This window comes from Lactobacillus sp. A27, from assembly GCF_016742815.1.
Classification (GTDB): Bacteria; Bacillota; Bacilli; order Lactobacillales; family Lactobacillaceae; genus Lactobacillus; species Lactobacillus gallinarum.
The window spans coordinates 17,613-41,929 of the sequence record NZ_JAEHNT010000010.1; the positions used below are offsets into that span (position 1 = coordinate 17,613).

Here is a 24,317-nt window from a genome sequence, read left to right on the forward strand (position 1 = left end):
TTTTTACCGTCCCCCAATCTTTTTCATCATCTTACGTTGTAAGAAGGTTACGAACATAATGATGAGGAATAAAATTACCGTTGCGGCCATCGCTACACCTGGCGTACCTACAATTTGAAATTTGTTATAAATGTAGAACACTGCCGTTGTAGCTGAGTTTCCGACACCTGCTTGTCCGTTGAACAATGCATATACGGAAGTATAAATCTTGAATGCCGCAATAATGTTCATCGTCAATAAGAAGGCGATCGTTGGTACAAGTTGTGGCATAGTAATACGCCAGAACCTTTCGGTACCGGTTGCGCCGTACATATCGGCAATAGTGTAGTAGTTTGGATCAATGTTACGAAGAGCACCCATCAAGATAACGATGTTAAAGGCAAGTGATGTCCAAACACCAAAGATAATGATGGTTGTCAGTGACATTGATGGATCATCAATCCAGTTAGGAGCTGGCAAATGAAGTGCTCTTAATAGGAAGTTAAGCATCCCGTATTCACCATTAAAGATGTAACGGAACACGATACCAATCGCAATGGTTGAAGTAACGTAAGGCATAAAGAAAGTCGTTTCAAAGAATGACTTGTGCTTTACCTTACTGAAAATAAACCATGCGAGCATGATTGAAATAGCTAATGCTACAGGCACCGAAATTAGCGCATAAAGAATGGTGTTTCTAATTGCGCGCCAAAATTCGGGATCACTAAAGATGTATTGATAGTTGCTAAAGCCAGTCCAGTTCAAATTGATTAATGGACCGCTTTGGAAACTCATTACAAATGCCCGTAAAATTGGGTAAATACTAAAGAAAGTAACAAAAATGATTGTTGGCGCTAAAAAAAGCCAAGCCTTCTTTTGATTGCTCCTCATTAGTAGACACGCTCTCCTTCCTTAGTAAAGAGGAATACGCGATCAAGGCGCATCTTTAAGTTAACGTTGTCTCCCCTCTTAATTTGGGTTTCAAGGTCAACAAGTGAACGAGCTTGAACGCCATCATGAGTAAATTTCAAAATACGTTCACGGCCGATCAATTCAACGTCGTCTATCTTAGCTGAAACATGACCAGTTTTGGCTGGCAAAATATTTTCAGGGCGAACAGATAATGTGTATTCGCCATCAGTCAAGTCACGCTTGAAGCGACTTTTATCTAAATCATCTACATTAATTTCAAAGTCTGAGCCGGTAATCTTGCCGTCTTTTACATTAACCTTGAAGTTATCGATTACTGGGTTACCAACGAAGTTAGCAACGAAGTAGTTATTTGGTTCAAGGTAGAAGTTTTGACCCATATCGTCTTGTTGGATCACACCATTGTTGAAGAGGATGATTTTATCACCAATGGATAGGGCTTCTTCTTGGTCGTGGGTAACAAATAAAGTAGTGATGCCCACTTTCTTAACCAAGTTACGGATTTCTTCACGAATCTTCAAACGAAGACGTGCATCAAGGTTACTCAATGGTTCGTCCATGAGCAAAATCTTAGGTTGTTGTACCAAAGCACGTGCAATAGCAACACGCTGTTGTTGGCCACCGGATAAGTTACCTGGCTTTTGATCAGCTAATTCCATAATTTGGGTAGTCTTCATGTACTTTTCCGCAATTTCCTTAGCCTTATCCTTAGGCATCTTTTGTTTACCTACAGTTAAAGGAAACATTACGTTTTGCAGTACTGTCATGTGTGGATATAAAGCATAGTTCTGGAAAACATAACCGATTTGTCGATCTTTTGGAGCTACGTTAACAACAGACTTTCCATCAAAAAGGATATCTCCACTAGTAGGATTAAGTAATCCTGCAAGCATGTTCAAAATGGTTGTCTTACCACAACCTGAAGGGCCAAGCAAACAAACAAGGTCGCCTTTCTTAACTGAGAAGCTAACGTCCTTGATTGCTTCGTGACCATTGTCGTAAACCTTTTTAAGGTTCTTTACTTCAACAAATTTATCATCATTCATAAGTTTCACACACCACTATATATTGATTTAAGTTTATAAATTTCTCTATTAATTCTAAGCTAAAAGGGCAAAAAGCACAAATGATTCAGTTAAAAAATTCGTGGTTTCTCAGTGTTGATGAAATAAATTTCTCTCAGTATTCGGATTTTGTTCGTATTCAAGCCTTCGCGTTATAATATTTTATTTTTTGTTCGCGTTTTCTAAATATTGTGGTACGCACCAAAAAAGGTCATGGTTGAACATGACCTATTTTTTATAAATTATCTCCGCGTTCGAATTGATATTTAGAGCTGTTTAATGCTTGTCTTACCAAATCACTCATTAACTTCTTAGTCTTCTTGGTAATCACACCAGCAGTCTCATCATTGGCATTAGTCAAGTACTTGATCAATTCTGTATCTTCAAGATCTTTAGCTTTTTCATCAATAGCGTCAACACGGCTAATAGCATAACTTTGGCAATCGTCACGGTAGGCATTTACTTGATAAATGTATTGGTGGTAACGTGGTTCAACGATTACTTGCAAAGTCTTGTAGAGCCAGTAAGCACTGCTATCAGGATCTACCATGTGTTCAGCTACCTTATAGTTAAGTGGCGTATCTTCGATGTTGGTATAGAAAGGAACATATGGTGAGTATGCGTAAAAGCCCATGTTGATCCATTGAATAGCAGCCATCTTAGCTGGAACATCGTTTCTGATTTGCAAGATGCTTGATTCTTGGTTTCTGTCTAATGCGATTGAACGGAACATCTTTTGTTCTTTTTCAGTGCCGGATGAGAAAGTATCCATTGGATCATATGGGGTGCCGTTGTAGTGACTTGATAAAAACTTTTGTACATCTTCAACGCCAATCTTCTTTTCAGGTACACGAGTAAATGGCATTTCTTGGCTAGTTGGATCTTGTTCAATGCTTGGATTAAACAACTTTTGACCATACCAGGTTCTTGGGGTGTTGTAGAAAGCATCAGCTTCATCCTTAGTGCCAAAAATATCTCTAAATGAGAAACTGCCATCAGTACTATTATTCAAATGATTCTTCTCAACGAATTCTTGAATACCTTCTGAATACATAAAGTTGTCTGGATCATCAAAATCAACGTGTTGAATCACCATAATGTTAGGACAAATTGCGTAAGAATCATCTGGCACACGAGCAGCTACCCATTGGTGACCTGCACCAGTTTCAAGGTACCAAACTTCTTTATTATCTGAAAAAGCAATTCCGTTAGTTTCACCAGTACCATATTTTTCAATTAAACGGCCTAAGCGTAATACCCCTTCACGCGCAGTCTTAACAAATGGCAAGGTGATATAAACCATTGAATCTTCATTAATACCATCTTCAACGAGTGGGTCATGGCCTAAGCAACGTGCATTAGTTGCTTCAGTTTCGGTAGCTGACATGGCAACGTTATATTCGTTAATACCTTGTTCATCCCAACGACCTTCTGAACCGTCTGCAGTTGGAGCAGCAGTCCACTTGCAGCCATCACCTTCAAGATGCATCTTAAAGCCGTTGTATTTTGAAACGTAGTCTTCATCATAGTGGCGTGCTTTGTTGACAACAAAAAGCTTTTCATTGATGCCGCCGTAACCATCTTCGTCACGAGCAATCATAGTTGAGCCATCAATTGAAGCATCTTTACCAACAAGCATCGCGGTACAGTTATCTTTTTTCATGCATGTACTTCCTTTTTTAATCTATATTCAAATTTTGCTATTCATTAACCTGAATTTGTTGATTAACTTTAGCCCTGCCATTATTATAGTTGAATTCATAGCCAGGTTGCACGTTATAAAGATAAACATTGAAATTTAATGAGCCATCAGTAGAAACAGCTTGTAGATTTACCCCTCGTGCCATTAGTTCATTGCCCCTAAAAATTGCGGTTGCCTGGTAAATTACCCGCTTATTTTGACGTAATGCTTTACGCACCTTTGCTTCAAAAATTGTCTGAATTTTTTGATTAGAAAAAGCAGACTGAGTAAACAAATTCTTAGGGTTATTCTGATCACCTGACTGATTACGCGGATTGTAATTACCATCTTGATCAATACCAGCTGAAACAGAATAAGCAATTAAGTGGCCGCGATTATAAATTTGTGTGCCATTTCTACGATTATAGTGCCAGCCAGTGGGCTCTACAAATTGCCGTACTCTCAAACTATCATTAGCCACATTGCGCTTTTCTAAAAATGCAGTGTTAGGACGAGAGGTCCGGTTAAGTGAATCAAGATTAGAATAAATTACACGATTAACTTTCCATGAATTTTTCACTAAAGTTGAGCGGTTGTGATTCACTACAGTAAAAGCTTTATCTCCGCTCTTAAAATTCAAATTAGCTAACTTTTTATAATCAACATCAGACAATCCGCCATAAGCCTTATTCGCTTTAGAAGCATCCCCAATCGTGTTGGTTACATGCTGTTCATCATGATTGCCGGTAAAATCTTTCAAAAATTGACTACCACTTGGATCGCCGCCAGCTTTAGTAAAAAGTCCCCATGCGATTGCTATCAGAACAATAACTGATGACAGAACTGTCCCCTGTTTTTTACGTTTTCTTCTTGCCATAAAAATCCTCCATTTATTAAGAAATAATACTAATTCAAACATCAGTTTGCAATAGAACAAAAGAAAAAAGCCATCTTTTTTCAAGATAGCTTTTAACTACGAGCCCAATCATCAAGCATTGATAAAAAGAAACTCTCTGATAAACGCTTAATCTTAACCCCATCTTTAATCAATAAACGCGCTCTATTCAAGTCATCATTATCTTTTCTAAAGAAATCATGATCACCCATAATCAAATAATTCGTAGTATTTTCTACATTTTGATCAAGTTGACCACCCATATTGTTAATCATTTTTTCCGCATCGTGCTGATACATGTGTAAATTACCAGATAAAACAATATTTTTATCTTGAACAGGATTACGGAACCCAAGTTGGTAACAATCAACTTCATCCCCAGTTAAATCGACATTCTTAATTTTGCCAATTGCCTGCTCTAATAAATCCTCCGTAAAATGCTGATTAAAGTCGTTATACACCTTAATTGTATCAAGAGAATCTGCCAAGCCGTGGTGCTGTTCTACTTGAGCAATTCCCGCACGCTGCATGCAGTCAATCAAACGATTATGCTGGTGCGGATAATATACTCTTGCTAGGCGAAGCACATCGACATAATCATTATTTAAAACTGGCAAGTTGTACTTTTGACTAAGATCATATAAGAAGTTTAAGTCAAAGTTAACATTATAACCAATAATGATGTCATCACTGATAAACTCACGAAATTCCTTAATTGCCTGTTCTGCAGGAATTCCCTCATTAACTAACTGTTCTTCAGTAATTCCGTTTAATTTAGTAATAAAAGCAGGAACTTTATTATTTTTAGGGAATTTTACTAAATTAGTGTATTGATCAACAATTTGACCATTTCTCACTTTTACCCCACCAAGTTCGGTAATCCGATCACGGAAAGGACTAAGACCAGTTGTTTCAATATCAAGCATTGTGTAATTAGACAAAAAGTCTGGTTTTTCTTGTCCCTTTTGCCGGAGTTTATCTTGTGCACCATCTACATGCAAAACCCCGTTTTTTACGTAAATACTCATCGTTCACCCTATTTAGTTAAATTCATCAACATATCACGCGAGCTAGTTGCAAAGCCTGCTGATCTCTTCTTCAAATCATCTAGCATGTCTTCATCAGCCAAATCAGCTGCTACATACTTCCAATTTGGAAATTGTTCTACCAATTTAACCATTGGATCAAGAAGCTGTGGACTAGTCTCATCGACGCCAAGCTCTAAAACTACAACTTTCTTGTCTTCATTACCAGTTAAAAACCAACGAAAACGAGTATTAGCATCTGTATCAGGGAAGAAGTTAGCATTAAGCGGCATGTGCAACTCCATTGGACTGTTGCAATCTTCACATTTTGGCACTTCACCTTCACCCACTAAAAATTTTTTGACTACTTCACGATCATCTTTTTGTCCATGGTTAATACCACTAGAACATTGCATTCTGGTCCAATCGCCAAAGGCATTGAAAATGTGATTCTCATTAAAACCAGCATTTTCAAAAAAGTGAGCAAAAGTACTAGTTGCAATAAAGTATTCCTTATCTTGCAAAAGTTTCTTTAAAGCTTGCATCGTTTCGCCAGGTTCGTATTGAAGAGAATATTCATTCACCAATTCACTCCAAAAACTCCATTGTTCACTCCAAGATTCGAATTTCTTATCAAGGGCATCCCCAATTGTATGCACATCGTATTTGTCGGCAATTTTGCCAAACTGGTCATCGAAGTTTTCTTCACTTAAGATGTCCAATCCTTCTTCTTTAGCCATGCCATTACCTGCAGTAACGATCACTGCATCCGCATCTTTAATCCATTCTTTTACCTTAGTAAAATCTGCCATCTTTATCTCTTTTCTTATTTAGAATAACCGGTCAAACGTAATTGTCCATCGATGTATTCACCTAAGAACACATCATTGATTCCATTATAACCTGCAGCTTGTACTTCTTGCTCAAGCCATGCTTTTCATCCTGATTTTCTTATTCTTCAACTTTTTGTTTAATTCTACCATAATAAAAAAGCAGCGTTTTTTGCGCTGCTTTTTAAATCTTATTATTTAGAAATTTCTTTAAGCCCAGCATGACGACGTCCCATGTTAAACCAAGGTGAAACGGTAAATGCCAAAACATCATTAATGACATAAATCAATGAGTTGATAGCCATAGCCAAGTTGGCATCACCTTGTGCGTAAGTGATTCCCCAAAGAACAAGTTGAAAGATACCACTTGCAGTCCACCAGAAGTATTGGTTGTTGTAACGCATGAAGCACATGATACCGGCAGTAAGTGAAATAGCAAAACTGATAGCATCAACCCAAGGACGTGGATCATTAGTGAACTTACCAATTAAGAAGCCTGATACTAAGTAAACAGCCAATGTACCAACGATAGCGATGATCCATTCTTTTGAGCCAAATTTTCTCAAATGGTTCTTAGTATCATTATTCCATGACTTTACTGACAAAATAACTGGTAAGTCCAAAGTTGCAATATAAGCAATTTGTTCAAAGATGGAAAGATAATTCTTAGCTGACCAACCTGCATAAATAAAGCAAGCTGCTGATACTAATCCTAACCATCCATTAATTGCCTTAGTAGCATTAATTGCCAATACACAAAGCGTACCTAATAAAGTACCAATAAAAGTAATTAAAGTTACGCTGGTAACCTTAGCTTGAATAAGTAATGCTAATTGAAAACCAAAAGCAAAAAACCATAAACAATAATTTTGTATTGGCCATCCCTTTAATTGATTAAATAGCCAAACGAAATAATTCTCGTGTTCTCTTTCCATCTACACAAACTCCTTTAAATTTAGGTTCACAAAACACAACATTTTGTGCCTTATCCGCTTTTTCCTAATAAAAGCATCGATATATATCGTAATCGAATTAAGCATTTTATACAATCTTGAATCTTACAAAATATTGTGCTAATAGCACTTAAAGATGTCTATATGTTGTGTTTATGAGAAAAATTATTAGTTTTGATTTTTATCTATATAAAATCAAATTTGAATACTTAAGAATATATAAAGGTACTCAAAAAGTACTATTCTGGAGTGGCACACCATCATATAATATAAGTGTAAATTAGTGACATATTGTCATACTATCCAGATGAGGGTAAAAAAATGTTTAAATCAACAAAATCACAATTTGCAATTAGAAAATTAAGTAAGGGCGCTGTTGCGGTTTTATTGACTTTCGGTATTTTCGCTAACACTACTTCTGGTATCGTGTCAGCTACAGTAAATGATGGTATCGATATAAGCGCTATCGAAATCAGAGGGGGTACAACAGATACTACTGAATCTTCAGTAGAAGATATTACTCCTGAATCCACTACTGAAGTTTCAACTTCAAATGATGATCAATCAACTCCAGTAAATTCAGAAATTACTCAAAATACAGAAACTATTTCTGAAAATACTCAAGTTGAAACTGCCACTGAAATCAACAAAGCTGAAAATACAGCTAAAGAAGAATCAACGGTAGAAAATGCAACTACTAATGATGCAACCGTCACCGAAGATCAAACCACTACTGATAAAACTGAAACTTCTTCTCCAGAAAATACAAATCAAACTGAAACAACTACTAAGAAGCCAACAATTAACGTTGATACTGAAAAAGTAGACAAAGAGGATGAAGAAGAAACAAAAAAATTAGAAGATATTAAAAAATATATCGAGGAAGTAGCTGCAAAACACCCATTGGGAATTGCCGGTATCTTCCACATCTTTGGTAATGAAGTAGATGGTCAAGTGCACATTGCTGGTAATATTGCCGCAGATAAAGTTGGCGCTGGCGATTTTGGCACTAACTCAGGTGCTACCAGCAACTTAACTAATGGTGATATTCACTACATCGGTAGCATTGACCACCTCAATAAAATTAATGGTGACAACAAGTTAGTTATCTTCGGCCCAGACATTGAATACCGTTCATGCGAAAATGGTAGCGCTATTCAAGTTAACTTTGGTACTAAGGATGAACCTAAATGGCAAAAAGTTGACATTAAGCACAGCCACATTATTCAAGCTGACAAGCCTTTAGACATTCAAGGTGAGTTAGACAAATTAGGTGAAAAGTCAGACAACTGGGCAGGCCAAAGCCAAACTGAGGGTGTTAAGGCTGACTTCACTGACCACAATAACAGTTGGATCGATGTTTCCGAAGCAATCAAAAATGCCGGTGATAGAAAAGAACCTATTTACGTAACAGTTGATGCTAGTCACATCTCAGGTGATAACAAGCGCAATATCACTATCAAGGGTATCCCTGCTGGTGAAAATGCTCCAATCATCATTTTGAATGTTACTAATGTTCAAAACGGAGACTTGACTGTAAAAACACATCTGGTTTTAGAATACTCAGACCAAAACAATGTAAATGGTTCTAGTGAAAAGCATGGTCAAGCTAACAAGTTATTGTGGAACTTTGGTACCAACCTTAACTCATTGAACATTGATGGTGACTGTCACTTAGGCAGCATTCTAGCTTCAAACGCACACATTACTACAAATGTAAACGTGGATGGTAACATCATCGGAGACAAGGTTACTATCAAAGGTGAAAGTCACCGTTGGGACTTAGTTCCACCAATGGAGGAAATTCAGATTCCTGAAGAGCCTAAGCCGGAAGACCCAACTCCGGAAGAGCCTAAACCCGAAGAGCCAACTCCGGAAGACCCAACTCCGGAAGACCCAACTCCGGAAGAGCCTAAACCCGAAGAGCCAACTACACCTCCTACTGATGAAGAACTTCCTCCTAGTGAAGAAGACTTCATCCGCCCACTTCCTGAAGATGTAGTAGACCCTATCGGAGAGGAAGAAGAACCTAAAGAAGAGGAAAAACAAGATGAAGAAGACTTCATTCGTCCGCTTCCTGAAAATGTAGTTAAGTCTACAGCTAACAAGGTTCAAGAACAACAAAAAGAAGAAAAGGCAACTCCTCAAACAAGCACCAGTACAGTCGTTGAAACATCAACTGAAGAAGAGATCGCTTTGCCAGAAACTGGCGAAAAGCAGAACCCACTTATCTCTATCGGTGCTGTGATGAGCGCAGTTGCAGTGGCTCTTCTCTCACTTGGCCTTATTATCAAAAAGAAGAACTAATTACGAAAATGACTCATCTAAGAGTCGTTTTTTAATTATTTCTAAATAGTGACGCTTTGTCATTTACAAATCAAAAAATAGTTGATACGATTAGTATAATTAATTTAAGAAGCGAGGCTGAATATATTGAAATCAAACATAACAAGTATTCCCAAAAAAGTAGTTAAACGTACTACTTCATTATTTTTATCATTTAGTTCCCCGTCTCTACCTACCAAAAAAATTACGATTAATTATTACGATGCCGAAGGCAATAAAGTTGACTCTCATTCTCTTAATCCAGTCAAGGATAACCGGGTTATCACCAAGGATGCCTTAAGAATCTTAATTGATTTGCATATTCCTCAATATTATAAAATCATGCCATACTTTGCTTATCCAGAAGAAGACATTACTTTAAATAATATTCCTGACGAAATCATGATCGCAGTAAAACCTAGCTACTAAAAAAGCAGCTCAAAATTGAGCTGCTTTTCTTTCTAAAATTAATGTTGTGAAGCACCTGAAGTAGTGTCAGGCTTTTCTTCAACCTTTTCTTCTTTAGCCGCCTTAGCCTTAGTAGAAGCACCACTGACTGCATCTGGATCAGAATTTCTACGATAAGTTGCACCAGTTGTTGCGTCATCATCAACTACCAATTTTTGACCAGTAGTTTCACAGAAGTACTTAACTAATGGATACAAATCTTGTACCCATTCATAAATACCAGCATAGTTGCCGTTATCATCTTCCACACGCTTATAGTAGTGCAAAACCAACTGTTTTAAGTTACCGGTTGGCACGGGCATATAAACATCATCGTGACCATCTTGCTTTTCACGCAATGCATGAACAACCTTCTTAGCATTAGGAATAACGTCACGTACATCTGGGTGAACTGCACCCATGTTATCCCCAACTTGATCAGGAGTACGCTTAGCTTTCATCTTTGCATTTGGATCGACTGGACGGTTGTACCACAAGAATTGATTATTATCGTCAACAAAGGTCATTTCACCAATCGTATTACGAAGCATCCAATTCAATTGATTTACTGTCAAAAGACCTGAATCAAGCTTAACATAGTCATCACCTTCTGCAGCGTGAACCTTCTTAGCAGCCTTGTCTAACCAGTCAGGATCATTTTTATCGATACCTTCAACTGTATACCTAGACTTTCCTTTTGCTTCAAAGTCTTCTCTTAAATATTCATCAGAATTCATATTGTGTAACCATTTGGGCTCAGCCATAATTTCATCCCCCTAAAAGAATTATCATTGTTACTTTGATTATATAGTGGAAGTGGTTACATTTCAATAAAAGATATCATTTATAGGAATATTCTTTGTGTGAATATCATATATTAAATTATATAAATATTTACATAAAAATAAGGGATTAACACCCCTTACATCTTAGTTTCAACTGTATGCTTATCCAAATGAATAATTACATCAAACATAGCCTTTTCTTCTGGTGATATCTTGTGAGCCACCTCAAGTACAGCTACCTTAGGATTTTTAAGCAAGGTCTTGTGAATATCAAGTGACAGCTTAGGATCAAGCGCACTCGTTGCTTCATCAGCCAGTAAGATTGGTCTGCCAGAAAGCAGCGCACGTGCAATTTCTACTCTTTGAATTTGACCACCTGAAAGTTCACTACCGTTTTCACCGACTTGCTTGTCTAAGCCTTGTTCTTTCACCAGTTCATCAAGTCCTGCTTCATTAATTACTTGCTTCAATTGCTCATCACTAACTTGTCTTCCAAATGTGATGTTAAAGCGAAGTGTATCATCAAACATAAACGGCTTTTGATTGACATAAGAATAATAGTTATGGGCTGCATCCCAATTACCCGTTACGTTCTTATTATTAAGCAAAATCTTACCACCTTGCGGCTTCTTTAATCCAAGAAGCAATCGCAACAAGGTCGTTTTACCCCAACCACTTGGGGCCATGAGCAAGACCTTTTCACCAGGCTTAATCTGCAAGCTTACACCGTCAAAAATACGCTTATGATCGCTATTAGTAACATAAGATAAATCCGCAACTTCCATGCCTTCAAAATGACTGATCTTTTGCTTATCATCTTTCATCACGTGCTGCAAAGCCGTTTGCGTCTTTTCCCACATCGGCACTGTTGATTTAACCTGATTAAATTCATTAAACAGCGTTACGACTGGCGTTATAAAGTTCATCGCCAAGTCGACCATCATAACCAAGGTACCAACCTTTAAGTTGCCTTGCATCATCAATATTCCACCAACAGTACATGGAATAATAAAACAGAAAAGTTCCGCAGCTGAATAAATCAACTCCAGTGCCCATGCCTGCGTCAAAGTCATATTTCTTAACGCATTTTCCATTTGTTGGGCAGCGTTTGCGGCACGCGTTACAATATTTGTTCGCACGTTATAAAGCTTAGTAGCTTGCGCACCATTCAATGAATCAGATACGTGCTGTGTATAATTGGCATTAGTTTTAGCCCAGATCTTGGATTTTTTAGTAATAATTGGACTGGTAATCATTTGCACTAACGCTGGTGCAATTGTCGCTACTAAAAATACTAAAGTCATTTGCCAAGAACTATAAAATGCAAAACTAATCGCACCAAAAAATGATAGTCCTTGAAAAATCATATCTAATTGAGCAGTAACACGATTAGTTTCAATTTGCTTCAAATCGTTGGTCATCAGTGACAAGCCACTCTTAATATCTGGATCCCCCTGATCAACCAGATAGCGCAGGTTAGCTCTCTTCAAAGTCATGTTGACATCACGAATGATTCCCATTTTAACTGTTTCATAAACAAAGTTGCTGGCCATGAAGCACATTTGACCTAGAGCAGTCAATAAAGCTAGTCTAATCAAATGCATGTAATCATGTGAACCAGATGAAGCCACATTCAACATGATTTGGATCATGTAAGCTACAAAGACGATGTTGCAGGCTTTAATTGCCGCCAAAATGGTAAAGCTAATTATTTGGCTTTTTTTAGCATATTTAAGACTCATAAACTCTCCTTTTTTATATACTTGAACCATTATACCCGCATACTTGTCTTTTTCTCAATCTGATACGATAATTAATGTAATACATTCTATTTTTAATAAAGACTGAAAGGAAATTCTATGAAAACTGGTACTAAAATTATTACTTTAGACAACGGTTATCACTTATGGACCAACACTCAAGGTGAAGGTGATATTCATTTATTAGCTCTTCACGGCGGTCCTGGCGGCAACCACGAATACTGGGAAGACACTGCTGAACAATTGAAGAAGCAAGGTCTTAACGTTCAAGTTACCATGTACGATCAATTGGGTTCTCTTTATTCAGATCAACCTGATTACTCTGATCCTGAAATTGCTAAAAAATATTTGACTTACGAATACTTCTTAGACGAAGTTGACGAAGTCCGTGAAAAGCTTGGCCTCGATAACTTTTATTTAATTGGTCAAAGCTGGGGTGGACTTCTTGTTCAAGAATACGCAGTTAAATATGGTCAACATTTAAAGGGTGCCATCATTTCATCCATGGTTGACGAAATCGATGAATACGTTGCTTCAGTTAATAGAAGAAGACAAGAAGTTCTTCCACAGACTGAAATCGACTTTATGCATGAATGCGAAAAGAACAATGACTACGACAACCAACGTTACCAAGATGATGTCCAAATCTTGAACATTAACTTCGTTGACCGTAAGCAACCTTCTAAGCTTTACCACTTGAAAGATATCGGCGGTAGTGCTGTTTACCACGCATTCCAAGGTGATAACGAATTTGTCATCACTGGTAAGTTGAAGGACTGGCACTTCAGAGATCAATTGAAGAACATCAAGGTTCCTACTTTGCTTACCTTTGGTGAAAATGAAACTATGCCAATTTCTACTGCTAAGATTATGCAAAAGGAAATTCCTAACTCACGCTTGGTTACTACTCCAGATGGTGGTCACCACCACATGGTTGATAACCCAGACGTATACTACAAGCACTTAGCTGACTTCATTCGTGAAGTTGAAAACGGCACTTTTAAAGGTGAATAAAGATTGAAAAGAAGTCCAATTTGGGCTTCTTTTTTCTCCCTAATATGCTAGAATTAGAACAATTTAACATATTTAAGGGGATGACAATATGAGGAAACTGATTGATTTACACCTTCACCTAGATGGTTCCGTACCATTTACCACTATCAAAGAGTTAATGACCATCCATGGTCTGCCTACTATTGATGATCAAATTCTGCGGCAAAAACTATCGGTGGGTCCTGACTGCCGTGATTTAAATGAATTTCTGGAGAAATTTGCTTTTCCCGTTCATTTAATGCAAACGGCAGCTGATCTGCAACTGATTGTATTTAGTTTGCTAAAAAAAATAAAGAAACAGGGACTGGTTTACGTCGAGATTCGTTTTGCGCCCCAGCTTCATACTGAGCAAGGTCTGACTCAAGAGGAAGTAGTGCGCGCAGCGATTAGCGGCTTAAACCAGTTTTTTAATTGGCAAAAAATGCATTCCTCTAGTCAGCCTGAGCTACATGCTAATCTGCTGCTGTGCCTGATGCGACTACCTCATAATTATGACCAGAACCTAGAAACGATCACTATAGCTAAGCATTTTCTGGACCGCGGCGTCAGTGGCTTAGATCTAGCTGGAGCCGAAACGCCCGCCTTTGCCATCAACAATTATACTTCTTTGTTTAATCTTGCTAGTCAAAACAGCATTCCTTTCACCATTCATGCAGGCGAAGCGATGGGCCCAGAGTCGATTTACCAAGCGTTAGATTTAGGAGCCAGGTGCATCGGCCACGGCATCCGCTGCATTGAAGATACGCAGCTAGTAGCAGAGCTCATCCAAAACAAGATCACGTTAGAATGTTGCGCTACCTCAAATTTGAATACTAAAGTATTTGATCAAATTGACCACTACCCTGTTAAAAAGTTGCTCAATCAGGGCGTTAACGTCACGCTCAATTCTGATGACATGACCGTTTCTAACATCGACTTGCCCCATGAATACGAACTGTTAGAAGAAAAGACGGGGTTAACTCGAGCCGACGAAAAACAACTCTATTTAAACGCGGTTACTGCCGCCTTTTGCTCAAATGCGGAGAAAAAGCGATTATTTTCTTTAATCTAAATGTGCTAAAATCAAACTAATTTTTAAATTAACTATGATGGGGGAAAATTATGAAAGCAGTAGTTCCAACAGGAAAAATTTATTTAGGTTCACCATTTTACAGCGATGCTCAAAGAGAAAGAGCAGCTAAGGCAAAAGAGTTGTTAGCAAAGAATCCAAGCATCGCGCATGTCTTCTTCCCCTTTGATGATGGTTTCACCGATCCGGACGAAAAGAATCCTGAAATCGGCGGTATCAGAAGCATGGTTTGGCGGGATGCGACTTACCAAAATGATTTAACTGGTATTTCAAATGCCACTTGCGGCGTATTTTTATATGATATGGATCAATTAGATGATGGTTCTGCCTTTGAGATTGGCTTCATGCGTGCCATGCACAAGCCGGTAATCTTGGTGCCATTTACTGAGCATCCTGAAAAAGAGAAGAAAATGAATCTGATGATCGCTCAAGGCGTAACCACGATCATCGATGGCAATACTGAATTTGAAAAACTTGCTGAATATAACTTCGACGAATGTCCTTCTAATCCAGTTCGCGGCTACGGCATTATCTAATATCAATAAGCAATCCCTTAATTTCATTAAGAAATACATAAGTTAGTGACAATATGTCATTTTTATCTATACTTATTTCTCGTAAGCGTGTATAATTAATATCATGATATAGAAAATGATATTGATGTAAATGTGTCAGGAGAAATGTGTATGAATAAATTAACTAAACTCACCGCTGGTGCTGCCTTAATTGGCGCTTTAGCTGTTGGTACTGTTGCATGTAGCAACAATGATCACAGTGAATCAACCCAATCTTCTAAGGTTGAAAAGTCAAAGAAGAATACTAAGAAGGCAGTTAAGCAAAACGAAACCAAGCTTAAGAGAACTAAAATTGATCTCAGTCAAAGCGAAGCTTTAAACAAATTCAATGAAAAATACCCTAACAAGAAAATTAAGAGTATTGATTTGAAGCAAGAAAACGGTACCTACGTTTATGAAATCGACGGTTTTGACAAGACTAATGAATATACTGCAACAATTAACGCCGATACTGGCAAGTTGTTACATTCACATTCTGAAAAGCTTGACTTAGACGATCGTCACCAAAAAGCGCTTGATCTTGATAGCGTAATCAGCCGTGATGAAGCAACTAAGATTGCGGAAAAACATGCTGACGGCGTAAGTAAAGAATGGAATCTTGAACTCGATGAAGACGATGGCAAGGCTTACTGGGATGTTGAAGTAAGCGATGGCACTAAGTCAACTGAAGTTAAGATTAATGCCACTAGCAAAGACGTTGTGAGAACTGATCGCGATCATGGCGATGATAATGACTAAAAAAGAGGTCCAAATTGGACCTCTTTTCTATTGCAATTTTTTAAGTAATAACCAGTCAGTTTGTGGATCGCTGCCAACTTGAAAAGTATGCTCGCTTACCTTTTCAAAACCATGATGCTTGTAGAAATGTTGGGCATTAATATTCTTTTCGTAAACGCCAAGCCACATATAGTCATAGCCCTCTTTTCTTGCCGTATCTTCTGCATAATCTAGCAACACATTACCTAATCCTTTATGTTGAAAACTTGGCAATAAGTAAATGCGTTCCACTTCTAAAGCATTTTCTTTTAAATGCTCAGTTTGCGCATCCCCTACATTAATCTTCAAGTAGCCTGCTACTTCATCGCCCACCATCAAGAAAAAGAAGCGACTATTCGGATTTTCTATTTCCTTAATCAACTTGCTGGTTTCATAATCTTCTTTCAAAAAGCGCTTCATATCATCTGGAGCAGTATAGTCATCAAAAGTATCCTTGAAAGTCTCACGTGATACTTCTTGCAACTTCTCCACATCATTAGTTGTTATAGACTTAATTGTGTAATCCATTAATATTCCCTCTTTCCACCGTTTTTAACAAAATACCAATTGGCACTGACATTCTTCTCTACTATCTGCAGTAAGGCAGTTAATTCCGCTCTCTGTACTGAATCTAATCCTGTTAAAGCCAACTCATTTGAATAGGCATTCTCCTGCTCAATTTTCTGCGCTAACTTCTCGCCTTTATCCGTGACAAACAAATGCTTGATCTTTCTATTTTTCTGATCATTCTTCTTTTCAATCAGACTGTTTTTTTCAAGCTTTTGAATAGCTCTAGCAGTGGTCGTACGATCAACACTCAACAACTCAGCTAAATGATTAGCAATAATCCCCGGATTTTCCTTAATTCTAGTCAAATACAAATACTGACCACGATTGAGTTCAATCTCCTTAAACTCAACATTAGCAATTGAATCCAGAGCACGGGCAATCGTTCCGATTCGTCTTAAAATATCTTCTTCCATTTTTTCACCTTAAGAATATTATATTAATTATTGTTGCAAATGCAACAATAAAATAAACATTACAAAATAACAACAAAAGACATAAGAAATTTTTAAGCAAACAGTAACGCTATGTCACTTTTAGATTATATAGTTTATAATTTAGATAAATTCAACAAAACTACACAACAGAGGACTATTATGAAGAAATTTATCAAACCTGTTTTAATTGGCGTTACAGGAACTTTAATCGGTGTATTTTCGACCATTTTCTGGATCAAGCAACAACCACAAAAGCCTATCAATTTTTCAATAACCACTAAGAATGTTTTACCAAAAAATGTAAACTATTCCAGCAACAAATTGCCCCAAATTAGAATGAGTCAAGTTTCCGCAATCCAAAAATTCAAATCCTTGTATTCAAACGCCGAGATTAAATCCATTACTTTAGCCTTAAAAAATGATACTTATGTTTACACCATTGTTGGTTTTGATTCCATAAAAGATTGCACTATTCAGCTCGATGCAACCAATAACAAAATCATGGGACAATCTACTCAGCTTTTAGATTACGATTACAACAAAGAAGAAGCATTAAATCTTAAAAAGACCATTTCTCGGCAAGAGGCCAATGCCGTTGCACTCAGAGAATTACGCGGTGCCACCCCAATTCTTTGGGAATTAACCGATGAAGACGGCAAGGCTATTTGGAAAATCAATCTAATTTATAATAATCAAAAACGTGAATTAAAAATCGATGCTTTAAACAAAAATATTATTTAAAAAATTTTTAGCTGATTGCAACCTAGCATTGTAATCAGCTTTTGTTATATACAATCCAAATTGACATCCTCACTTCCATAACACATTTTTATCAAAATACAAGATCTTGTAGTCAATATTTTATATGCTACAATAGCTAGTGCTTATAAAAATATTCATCGGAGGATTACTAATGAGATTAGGTAAAAAATTAATCACTTTTGCTGTAGCCGGCCTTGCGTTAGTAGGTACAGCTGCTTGTTCCAATGGTAAAAACAATTCATCTTCAAATGATGCTAAGATTCCATCTAAAATCACTAAAAAGACTACTGTAGTATTTTGGCACGGGATGCATGGTGCTCAAGAAAATACTCTTAAGCAATTAACTAATGATTTTGAAAAGAAGAATCCTAACATTAAGATCAAGCTGGAAAACCAAGGCTCTTACATTGATTTGCAAGGCAAGATCAATTCTACTATGCAATCACCTAAGAATTTGCCAACAATTACCCAAGCTTACCCTGGCTGGTTATATAATGCCGCTCAAAATAGAATGTTGGTTGATTTAACTCCTTACATCAACAATAAAAATGTTGGTTGGGGCAGCGCCAAAGCTTCTAATATTCGAACTGAATTGTTAGATGGTGCCCAAATTAAAGGTACCCAATATGGTATTCCATTTAACAAATCTATCGAATCTTTGACTTACAACAAGACTATGTTCAAGAAATATGGCATTAAAAAAGTTCCTACAACAATGGAGGAACTCAAACAAGTCTCTGAAACTATCTACAAGAAGAGTAACCACAAGGTAGTCGGTGCTGGCTTTGATTCATTAGCCAACTACTACACCCTTGGTATGAAGGATGAAGGCATTAACTTTACCGACAAGATTAATTTCACCGGTGCTGCTTCAAAGAAAGTTATCAATTACTATGCAGAAGGCGTAAAGAAGGGTTACTTCCGTGTAGCTGGTTCTGAACACTACTTATCTGGTCCATTTGCTAACGAAAAAGTCGCAATGTTCATCGGTACTTCTGCAGGTGAAGGCTTTGTAAAACAAGGTGTTGGCAACAAGTTTACTTACGATGTTGCTCCTCGTCCTGGCAAATATACCATGCAACAAGGTACTGACATCTACATGTTTAAAGAAGCTTCATCAATGCAAAGAGCTGCCGCCTTCAAGTACATGAAATTCTTAACTTCTGAATCCTCACAACTTAAGTGGGCAAATGCTACTGGTTACACTCCAGTTAATAACGGCGTACTTGACGACAAGGAATTCCTTGATAACAAGAACATCAAGATGCCTACTAAGTTGAAAGCAGCAATGAAGCACCTCTACAGTGTTCCAGCTAAAAAGAACTCTAATACTGCCTACAACCAATTAGACAGCATTATGCAAAACATCTTATCCGCAGCTCAAAAAGGTCAAAATGTTAACAGCCAAATTGACAACGGTAAGCAAAAATTTGATGCCGCTTGGAAACAATAAAGTGCAAAATAAAAAGCTCTCTTTCGAGAGCTTTTTTTCTGCCTATTTTTATCTCGGTTGACTGTCGGCACGTGACTTGTAATCACCATTTTCAGTACCGATAATCAACTTCTCGCCTTCCTTAATGAAGTCAGGAACTTGAACAACCAAACCTGTTTCCATTGTAGCTGGCTTACCACCACCAGCAACAGTAGCACCCTTAATTTCTGGTTGAGTTTCCTTAACAGTCATTTCAACAGTTGATGGCAATTCAATACCGATAATCTTGTTGTCACCAGTGAATTCCATATCTACCATGATGTTAGGCATTAAAAACTTAACATCATCACCTAATTGGTCAGCAGAAACTTCGTATTGATCATAAGTTTCAGTGTCCATAAAGGTATAAACATCGCCTTCACCATAGAGGTATTGTGCAGTTCTCTTAGTGATATCAACTAAATCTACTTTTTCAGTTGGACGCATAGTCTTGTGGACAACAGCACCGCTCTTAACGTCACGCAAATCCATTTGCATAACGGTGTTACCCTTACCTGGCTTATGGTGGTTAGCCTTTAAAACCTTAATTAACTTACCATCTTGACTAAAAATCATGCCTTTTTTCAAATTAATTGCTTGCATAAAATTCTCCTTATCTACACATAGATTATAACAAACTAAATATGTCTCAAATAAATCTTGTCAATTAAATGTCCATCAGTCTTATGCAAAATTAGGCTTGCACGTTCTTTAGTTGGAGCAATGTATTCACGAAGGTTTACTAAATTGACCATTTGCCATACTTCTTCGGCAAACTGCATCGCTTGATCTAGTGGTCCATTAGCCATTTGATAATAAAAATTATCAGGCTTGTTTTTATTCAATTTCAATACTTTTTGGAATCGTTGCATATACCATTTTTCAATTAAATCTTCTTCCGCATCGATATAAATTGAAAAATCAAAAAAGTCACTAGTCACAACTTGTCCACTTTCCGGTAGTTGCAGAGTATTGATTCCTTCAATAATTAAAATATCTGGGTTCTTAACATGACCATATTTTCCAGGAACAATATCGCTCAATTCTTGTGAATAAAGTGGGTAAACAATATCCTTTTTACCACTTAAAACATCCCACAAAAAGTCACTTAATAAGGCCATATTATAGCTTTCAGGGAATCCCTTGCGTGACATTAATCCCTTACGCTCCAATTCTTTATTTGGATAAATAAAACCATCCGTGGTCATTAAATGTACTTTGAGATTGGGATAAGTTCTTTGCAAAAGTAGCTGCAAAAGACGCGCCGTAGTCGACTTTCCTACAGCTACCGAACCTGAAATACCGATGATAAACGGTGCTGGTTCAAAAGATTTATGCAAAAATCTAATCTGAGCTTGGCGCGCTTGTTGTTTATCCTGATAAACTAAATGTAGATAGCTAATTAGGCTAGTATAAATTTCATGCACATCGGTCAAATCGACTACATCGCCTAGTGACTTGATTTGTGTTAATTCTTCTTTAGTAATATTTACTTTATTTTTTGGAGCTAGTTTAGCCCATTCATTTCTTTCAAAACTCGTATAATTTTTCATTGCTATTATCCATTTTTTCTTTTACATACATTTACTTATTATAATTGAAAGGCATTAAATTATGAAAAAAATAATTTTATTCGGTGATTCTATCTTTAACGGCTTTCGCGATGGTCAAGACACAGATTTAGTTACTAATCTATTTCAAAAAGAGCTAAAAGATTATGCACAGGTGGAAAACATCTCTAAAAGTGGTGCCACTACCGTTGAAGCAATAGATTATTTGCATTTAATTCCTCAAAAAAGAGATTTAGTTGTAGTTGAATACGGTAATAATGATGCCGCAACCGGTTGGGGAATTCGCCCAGAAAGTTATGAGCGAAATCTAAATGAAGTTCTCACCCAAGTAGGCAAAGCCATAGTTGTTGGCCTCTGTTATCCTGATCCTACCAATAGTGAAATTAACCAATTTTACGGAGACGAAAGATTAGATCTTTTCAACGGCATCGCTAAAAAGGTCGCAGAAAAGCACAGTGCACAATTTGTGGATATCTTACCCGCCTTTAGAAAGCTCAAGGCCATTTCGACATACTATCAAAAAGATGGACAGCATCTAACAGACAAAGGCAACGAATTTTTAGTTAACCAAATTATGCCAGCAATCAAAAAAGAACTTGATTAACTCAAGCTCTTCTTCATCATAATATGCTCAACGCCGCCCTCATCAAATGGCTCGCCGCATGTTTGATAACCTAATTTTTCATAGAATGGCTTAACATGCATTTGAGCATGACAATACAAGGCTGAGGCATTTTGCTCTTTTAAGTAATTATGCACAGCTAGCAGCATTTTCTTACCTAAGCTTTGGCCGCGACTTTTCTTTGAAACTGCAACGCGGCCCAGCATCCATTTATCTTTTTCCACAAACAGACGACATGTTGCAAGGGCATCCGTCTGTTTTTCATTTAGCAAAAAAACTTGAACTGCTGTTAAATCTTGATCATCTAAATCCGGCAATGTAATTTTTTGTTCTGCTACAAAAGTTTCATTACGCAGGCGAGCTACGGCAAACATTTCTCTGCTCGTCATTTCATCAATCTTTTTAAAAGAAAAATTATTATTCATCGTTACTTTCCTAAATAATTACTATCTTTACCAAACCATTTCTCATTAATTTGTCTTAACTTGCCATTTTTCTGCAATCTGGCCAAGCCCTCGTTGAGCTTTTTTTGCAAAGTCTTATCATCTTTACGCATCCCGACCGCAAACAGATCCATCGGTACACGGTCATTTTGTATCACCTTATACTCGCTACTCTTAGCCATGTGTGCAATGTAGTAATCGGCGTAAACTTCATCAAGCAAGATTCCTTGGATACGACCTGAATTTAAATCTAAGAATGAATTAGAAATTGTATCGTACAAAATTGTTTTTTTAGCATGCAAGACATTCTGCTTAGTCTCATACCACTGCTCCGCGGTTGAACCAGTTTGCATCCCCAATTCATACTTTTTCATTTGCGCAAAATTGTCGATGCTGCTATTTTTCTTTACAACCAAAACTTGACGATTACGCAAATACGGGCGACTAAAAGCAACCTTCTTCTTGCGCTCAGGCGTAATACTGTAGCCGTTCCAAATCAAATCAATAGTGCCGTTACGCAGTTCCGTTACGTTCATCGACCAGTCGATCGTTTGAAAACTAACTTTAATGCCATACTCCTTAAAAACGGCTCTTGCTAAATCAATATCGTAACCTGTAAGTTGGCCATTTTTCTTCTCAAATCCCATTGGCACAAAGCTATCATCTAAACCGATGACCACTTGCTTATTCTTTTCCATTGTTTGCCACGTATCAGCATTATTGGACTTAGCGCACCCAGTTAAAGTCAGCACTAGAACTCCAATAATTGCTATTATCCATTTTTTCATGAGCTTATCCCTCACTTAATGGTTGAACCTTTAACATCTGATCTGCCACATTCTTTGCAAACTGCAAGTCGTGCGTAATAATTAATTGCGTTAACCCGGATTTTTTCAGACCTAAGATCATCTTCTCAACCTCTTTGCGCAAATTAGGATCAAGCGCTGATGTTGGTTCATCATAACAGAGAATGCGTGGCTTCATTGCCAATGCCCGTGCAATGGCGACACGCTGCTTTTGACCACCAGACAATTCATAAGGATATTGCTTCTCACGGCCATTCATTTGCAAACGATTAAGCAATTCATAAGCCTTCTTATTGGCTTCTTCCTTGCTCTCCTTAAGTACCATCGTCGGTGCCAGGGTAATATTTTGCAACACATTCAAGTTAGGGAAAAGATTATAATCCTGAAATACCACGCCAACTTTACCTGAATCATAAGCTTGACCATCGATTAAAATTTCGCCGCTATCCTTGGTTTCAAGACCAGCAATAATTCTAAGAAGCGTGGTTTTCCCCGCACCAGATGGACCAACAATGGTCATGATTTCACCATCTTTTAGAGTAAAAGAGATATCTTTTAAAATTGGTCGATTATTAAATTCTTTGTATAAGTTTTTTACTTCTAACATTTAATCCACCTGTCACTATCTGTAATAAGAGAAGTGCTTTTCCAACTTTTTCAAAACAAAAGCACAAATACTAATCAAAAGTAGATAAATCACGCCAACTAAAACTAATGGTATCAGCGTTACATCACGCGCCATTGCTACATTACCTGCTCGAAGTAAATCGCCTAAGCCGATCACATAAACAAGTGATGAGTCCTTAACCAAGTTGATCACTTCGTTACCAATTGAAGGTAAAACAATTTTGATTACCTGGGGAATGACAATCTTAGTCATTGTTTGCCAGCGATTCAAGCGTAACACTTTTGCGGCTTCAAATTGTCCTTTATCAATTGATTGAAAACCGCCCCGGAAGATTTCCGCAAAATATGCAGCATAATTTAACACAAAGGCAAGAAGCGCTGCCTGATAACGTGGAAATACAATATGGATAATTGGTAAACCATAAAATACAAAAATCAATTGCAATAACAGTGGTGTACCCCGCATGATCCAAACGTAAAAATTAACTAGCCATTTAATTGGCTTAATTTTGCTCATTTCTCCAAGTGAAACTAAGATTCCGAGCGGCGTTGCCAAAATAATAGTCCAAAAGAAAATACTAAGCGTCATCGTTGCGCCGTTAAAAAGGGCTGGTAAAATTTCTCCAATATATTTTAATGACATATCCTCACCTGCATTTTTCTAATAAAAAAGCCCTCTTAGGACTAACCTAAGAGGACGAACTGATCGTGTTTCCACCTCATCTTCGCATCTGCTCACGCAAAATGCCTCACTAGGTTGATTATCTTAAAAAAAAGCCCCCATAGCCAATTGGCTACGAGGGCGAATGAAATCGCGATTCCACCTCATATTCACAGGCTATTCACATAACCTGCCTCAATAAGTTAATAATCAACCTTTAGCT

26 protein-coding genes and 1 other annotated feature (1 of these 27 only partly in view) are annotated in these 24,317 nt (G+C 37.4%); of the genes, 9 read left to right on the plus strand and 17 right to left on the minus strand.

Annotated elements, in window-relative coordinates; translation table 11 throughout:
- Nucleotides 1-3: 3 nt before the first annotated feature.
- The 7 genes from JEM49_RS01705 to pnuC all read right to left on the minus strand — a co-directional run bounded on the left by JEM49_RS01705 (nt 4) and on the right by pnuC (nt 7,339).
- A complete protein-coding gene (locus tag JEM49_RS01705; protein WP_025006297.1) occupies nt 4-870 on the minus strand; it encodes a carbohydrate ABC transporter permease in 867 nt (288 codons plus the stop codon).
- The gene (locus JEM49_RS01710; RefSeq protein ID WP_087235744.1) at nt 870-1,955 is read right to left on the minus strand and encodes an ABC transporter ATP-binding protein; all 1,086 of its coding nucleotides are present in this window, start codon (nt 1,953-1,955) and stop codon (nt 870-872) included. The genes JEM49_RS01705 and JEM49_RS01710 overlap by 1 nt, the downstream gene beginning before the upstream one ends.
- A 253-nt stretch (nt 1,956-2,208) precedes the next feature.
- Nucleotides 2,209-3,636, minus strand: coding sequence for a C69 family dipeptidase (locus JEM49_RS01715; RefSeq protein WP_201873365.1), 1,428 nt, complete (start codon nt 3,634-3,636; stop codon nt 2,209-2,211).
- A gap of 37 nt (nt 3,637-3,673) precedes the next feature.
- Complete coding sequence (locus tag JEM49_RS01720) at nt 3,674-4,531, minus strand: DNA/RNA non-specific endonuclease (RefSeq protein WP_056945475.1); 858 nt, start codon at nt 4,529-4,531, stop codon at nt 3,674-3,676.
- 92 nt (nt 4,532-4,623) lie between these two features.
- Nucleotides 4,624-5,577, minus strand: coding sequence for an exonuclease domain-containing protein (locus JEM49_RS01725; RefSeq protein ID WP_201873367.1), 954 nt, complete (start codon nt 5,575-5,577; stop codon nt 4,624-4,626).
- 8 nt (nt 5,578-5,585) lie between these two features.
- Nucleotides 5,586-6,386: a Sir2 family NAD-dependent protein deacetylase gene (locus tag JEM49_RS01730; RefSeq protein WP_201873369.1), complete on the minus strand. Its 801-nt coding sequence runs from the start codon at nt 6,384-6,386 to the stop codon at nt 5,586-5,588.
- Nucleotides 6,387-6,598: 212 nt separating this feature from the next.
- Complete coding sequence (pnuC, locus tag JEM49_RS01735; RefSeq protein ID WP_201873371.1) at nt 6,599-7,339, minus strand: nicotinamide riboside transporter PnuC; 741 nt, start codon at nt 7,337-7,339, stop codon at nt 6,599-6,601.
- Nucleotides 7,340-7,678: 339 nt separating this feature from the next.
- Here pnuC and JEM49_RS01740 point away from each other — a divergent pair, with 339 nt between their 5' ends.
- Together JEM49_RS01740 and JEM49_RS01745 are read left to right on the plus strand one after the other, a co-directional pair.
- Entirely contained in the window at nt 7,679-9,664 is a 1,986-nt protein-coding gene (locus tag JEM49_RS01740) for an LPXTG cell wall anchor domain-containing protein (protein ID WP_201873372.1), read from the plus strand.
- A 126-nt stretch (nt 9,665-9,790) separates the two neighbouring features.
- Nucleotides 9,791-10,111 (plus strand): hypothetical protein, encoded by a 321-nt coding sequence (locus tag JEM49_RS01745; RefSeq protein ID WP_087176375.1) that lies wholly within the window; start codon nt 9,791-9,793, stop codon nt 10,109-10,111.
- A gap of 38 nt (nt 10,112-10,149) precedes the next feature.
- Here the strand turns inward: JEM49_RS01745 and JEM49_RS01750 are convergent, their stop codons facing one another.
- Both JEM49_RS01750 and JEM49_RS01755 read right to left on the minus strand, forming a co-directional pair.
- The gene (locus JEM49_RS01750; RefSeq protein ID WP_025005999.1) at nt 10,150-10,893 is read right to left on the minus strand and encodes a PAS domain-containing protein; all 744 of its coding nucleotides are present in this window, start codon (nt 10,891-10,893) and stop codon (nt 10,150-10,152) included.
- A gap of 158 nt (nt 10,894-11,051) precedes the next feature.
- Nucleotides 11,052-12,656 carry an ATP-binding cassette domain-containing protein gene (locus tag JEM49_RS01755; RefSeq protein WP_201873374.1) on the minus strand — a complete coding sequence of 535 codons (1,605 nt, stop codon included), beginning with the start codon at nt 12,654-12,656 and terminating at the stop codon, nt 11,052-11,054.
- Between the two features lie 117 nt (nt 12,657-12,773).
- Here JEM49_RS01755 and JEM49_RS01760 point away from each other — a divergent pair, with 117 nt between their 5' ends.
- The 4 genes from JEM49_RS01760 (at nt 12,774) to JEM49_RS01775 (ending at nt 16,109) form a co-directional block, all read left to right on the plus strand.
- A complete protein-coding gene (locus JEM49_RS01760; protein ID WP_003627833.1) occupies nt 12,774-13,688 on the plus strand; it encodes a prolyl aminopeptidase in 915 nt (304 codons plus the stop codon).
- Nucleotides 13,689-13,776: 88 nt separating this feature from the next.
- Nucleotides 13,777-14,778, plus strand: coding sequence for an adenosine deaminase (gene add, locus JEM49_RS01765; protein WP_201873376.1), 1,002 nt, complete (start codon nt 13,777-13,779; stop codon nt 14,776-14,778).
- 50 nt (nt 14,779-14,828) lie between these two features.
- Nucleotides 14,829-15,332 carry a nucleoside 2-deoxyribosyltransferase gene (locus tag JEM49_RS01770; protein WP_201873378.1) on the plus strand — a complete coding sequence of 168 codons (504 nt, stop codon included), beginning with the start codon at nt 14,829-14,831 and terminating at the stop codon, nt 15,330-15,332.
- Nucleotides 15,333-15,482: 150 nt separating this feature from the next.
- Entirely contained in the window at nt 15,483-16,109 is a 627-nt protein-coding gene (locus JEM49_RS01775) for a PepSY domain-containing protein (RefSeq protein WP_025006002.1), read from the plus strand.
- 27 nt (nt 16,110-16,136) lie between these two features.
- Here JEM49_RS01775 and JEM49_RS01780 read toward each other — a convergent pair whose 3' ends face one another.
- On the minus strand, nt 16,137-16,655 hold the full coding sequence (locus JEM49_RS01780) for a GNAT family N-acetyltransferase (protein ID WP_098044242.1): 519 nt from the start codon (nt 16,653-16,655) through the stop codon (nt 16,137-16,139).
- Nucleotides 16,655-17,110 carry a MarR family winged helix-turn-helix transcriptional regulator gene (locus tag JEM49_RS01785; protein WP_025006004.1) on the minus strand — a complete coding sequence of 152 codons (456 nt, stop codon included), beginning with the start codon at nt 17,108-17,110 and terminating at the stop codon, nt 16,655-16,657. The genes JEM49_RS01780 and JEM49_RS01785 overlap by 1 nt, the downstream gene beginning before the upstream one ends.
- A gap of 180 nt (nt 17,111-17,290) precedes the next feature.
- Between JEM49_RS01785 and JEM49_RS01790 the strand changes: the two genes are divergently transcribed.
- Together JEM49_RS01790 and JEM49_RS01795 are read left to right on the plus strand one after the other, a co-directional pair.
- Complete coding sequence (locus tag JEM49_RS01790) at nt 17,291-17,872, plus strand: PepSY domain-containing protein (RefSeq protein ID WP_239464578.1); 582 nt, start codon at nt 17,291-17,293, stop codon at nt 17,870-17,872.
- A 172-nt stretch (nt 17,873-18,044) separates the two neighbouring features.
- Complete coding sequence (locus tag JEM49_RS01795) at nt 18,045-19,346, plus strand: extracellular solute-binding protein (RefSeq protein WP_087176380.1); 1,302 nt, start codon at nt 18,045-18,047, stop codon at nt 19,344-19,346.
- A 48-nt stretch (nt 19,347-19,394) separates the two neighbouring features.
- On the opposite strand, the gene efp is transcribed toward JEM49_RS01795, so the two are convergent.
- Both efp and coaA read right to left on the minus strand, forming a co-directional pair.
- On the minus strand, nt 19,395-19,967 hold the full coding sequence (efp, locus tag JEM49_RS01800; RefSeq protein ID WP_025006006.1) for an elongation factor P: 573 nt from the start codon (nt 19,965-19,967) through the stop codon (nt 19,395-19,397).
- Nucleotides 19,968-20,002: 35 nt separating this feature from the next.
- Entirely contained in the window at nt 20,003-20,917 is a 915-nt protein-coding gene (coaA, locus tag JEM49_RS01805) for a type I pantothenate kinase (protein ID WP_087176381.1), read from the minus strand.
- Nucleotides 20,918-20,978: 61 nt separating this feature from the next.
- On the opposite strand from coaA, the gene JEM49_RS01810 reads away from it, so the two are divergent.
- On the plus strand, nt 20,979-21,539 hold the full coding sequence (locus tag JEM49_RS01810; protein WP_087176382.1) for an SGNH/GDSL hydrolase family protein: 561 nt from the start codon (nt 20,979-20,981) through the stop codon (nt 21,537-21,539).
- Here the strand turns inward: JEM49_RS01810 and JEM49_RS01815 are convergent.
- The 4 genes from JEM49_RS01815 to JEM49_RS01830 are packed head-to-tail and all read right to left on the minus strand — an operon-like array spanning nt 21,536 to nt 24,076.
- The gene (locus tag JEM49_RS01815; protein WP_025006009.1) at nt 21,536-21,982 is read right to left on the minus strand and encodes a GNAT family N-acetyltransferase; all 447 of its coding nucleotides are present in this window, start codon (nt 21,980-21,982) and stop codon (nt 21,536-21,538) included. The two genes, JEM49_RS01810 and JEM49_RS01815, sit on opposite strands and share 4 nt — an antisense overlap.
- A 2-nt stretch (nt 21,983-21,984) precedes the next feature.
- Entirely contained in the window at nt 21,985-22,788 is an 804-nt protein-coding gene (locus tag JEM49_RS01820; RefSeq protein WP_201873380.1) for an amino acid ABC transporter substrate-binding protein, read from the minus strand.
- A 4-nt stretch (nt 22,789-22,792) separates the two neighbouring features.
- A complete protein-coding gene (locus JEM49_RS01825) occupies nt 22,793-23,413 on the minus strand; it encodes an amino acid ABC transporter ATP-binding protein (RefSeq protein WP_201873382.1) in 621 nt (206 codons plus the stop codon).
- A 15-nt stretch (nt 23,414-23,428) separates the two neighbouring features.
- The gene (locus JEM49_RS01830; RefSeq protein ID WP_087176386.1) at nt 23,429-24,076 is read right to left on the minus strand and encodes an amino acid ABC transporter permease; all 648 of its coding nucleotides are present in this window, start codon (nt 24,074-24,076) and stop codon (nt 23,429-23,431) included.
- Between the two features lie 152 nt (nt 24,077-24,228).
- Nucleotides 24,229-24,317: a binding site (T-box leader), on the minus strand (it continues 143 nt past the right edge of the window).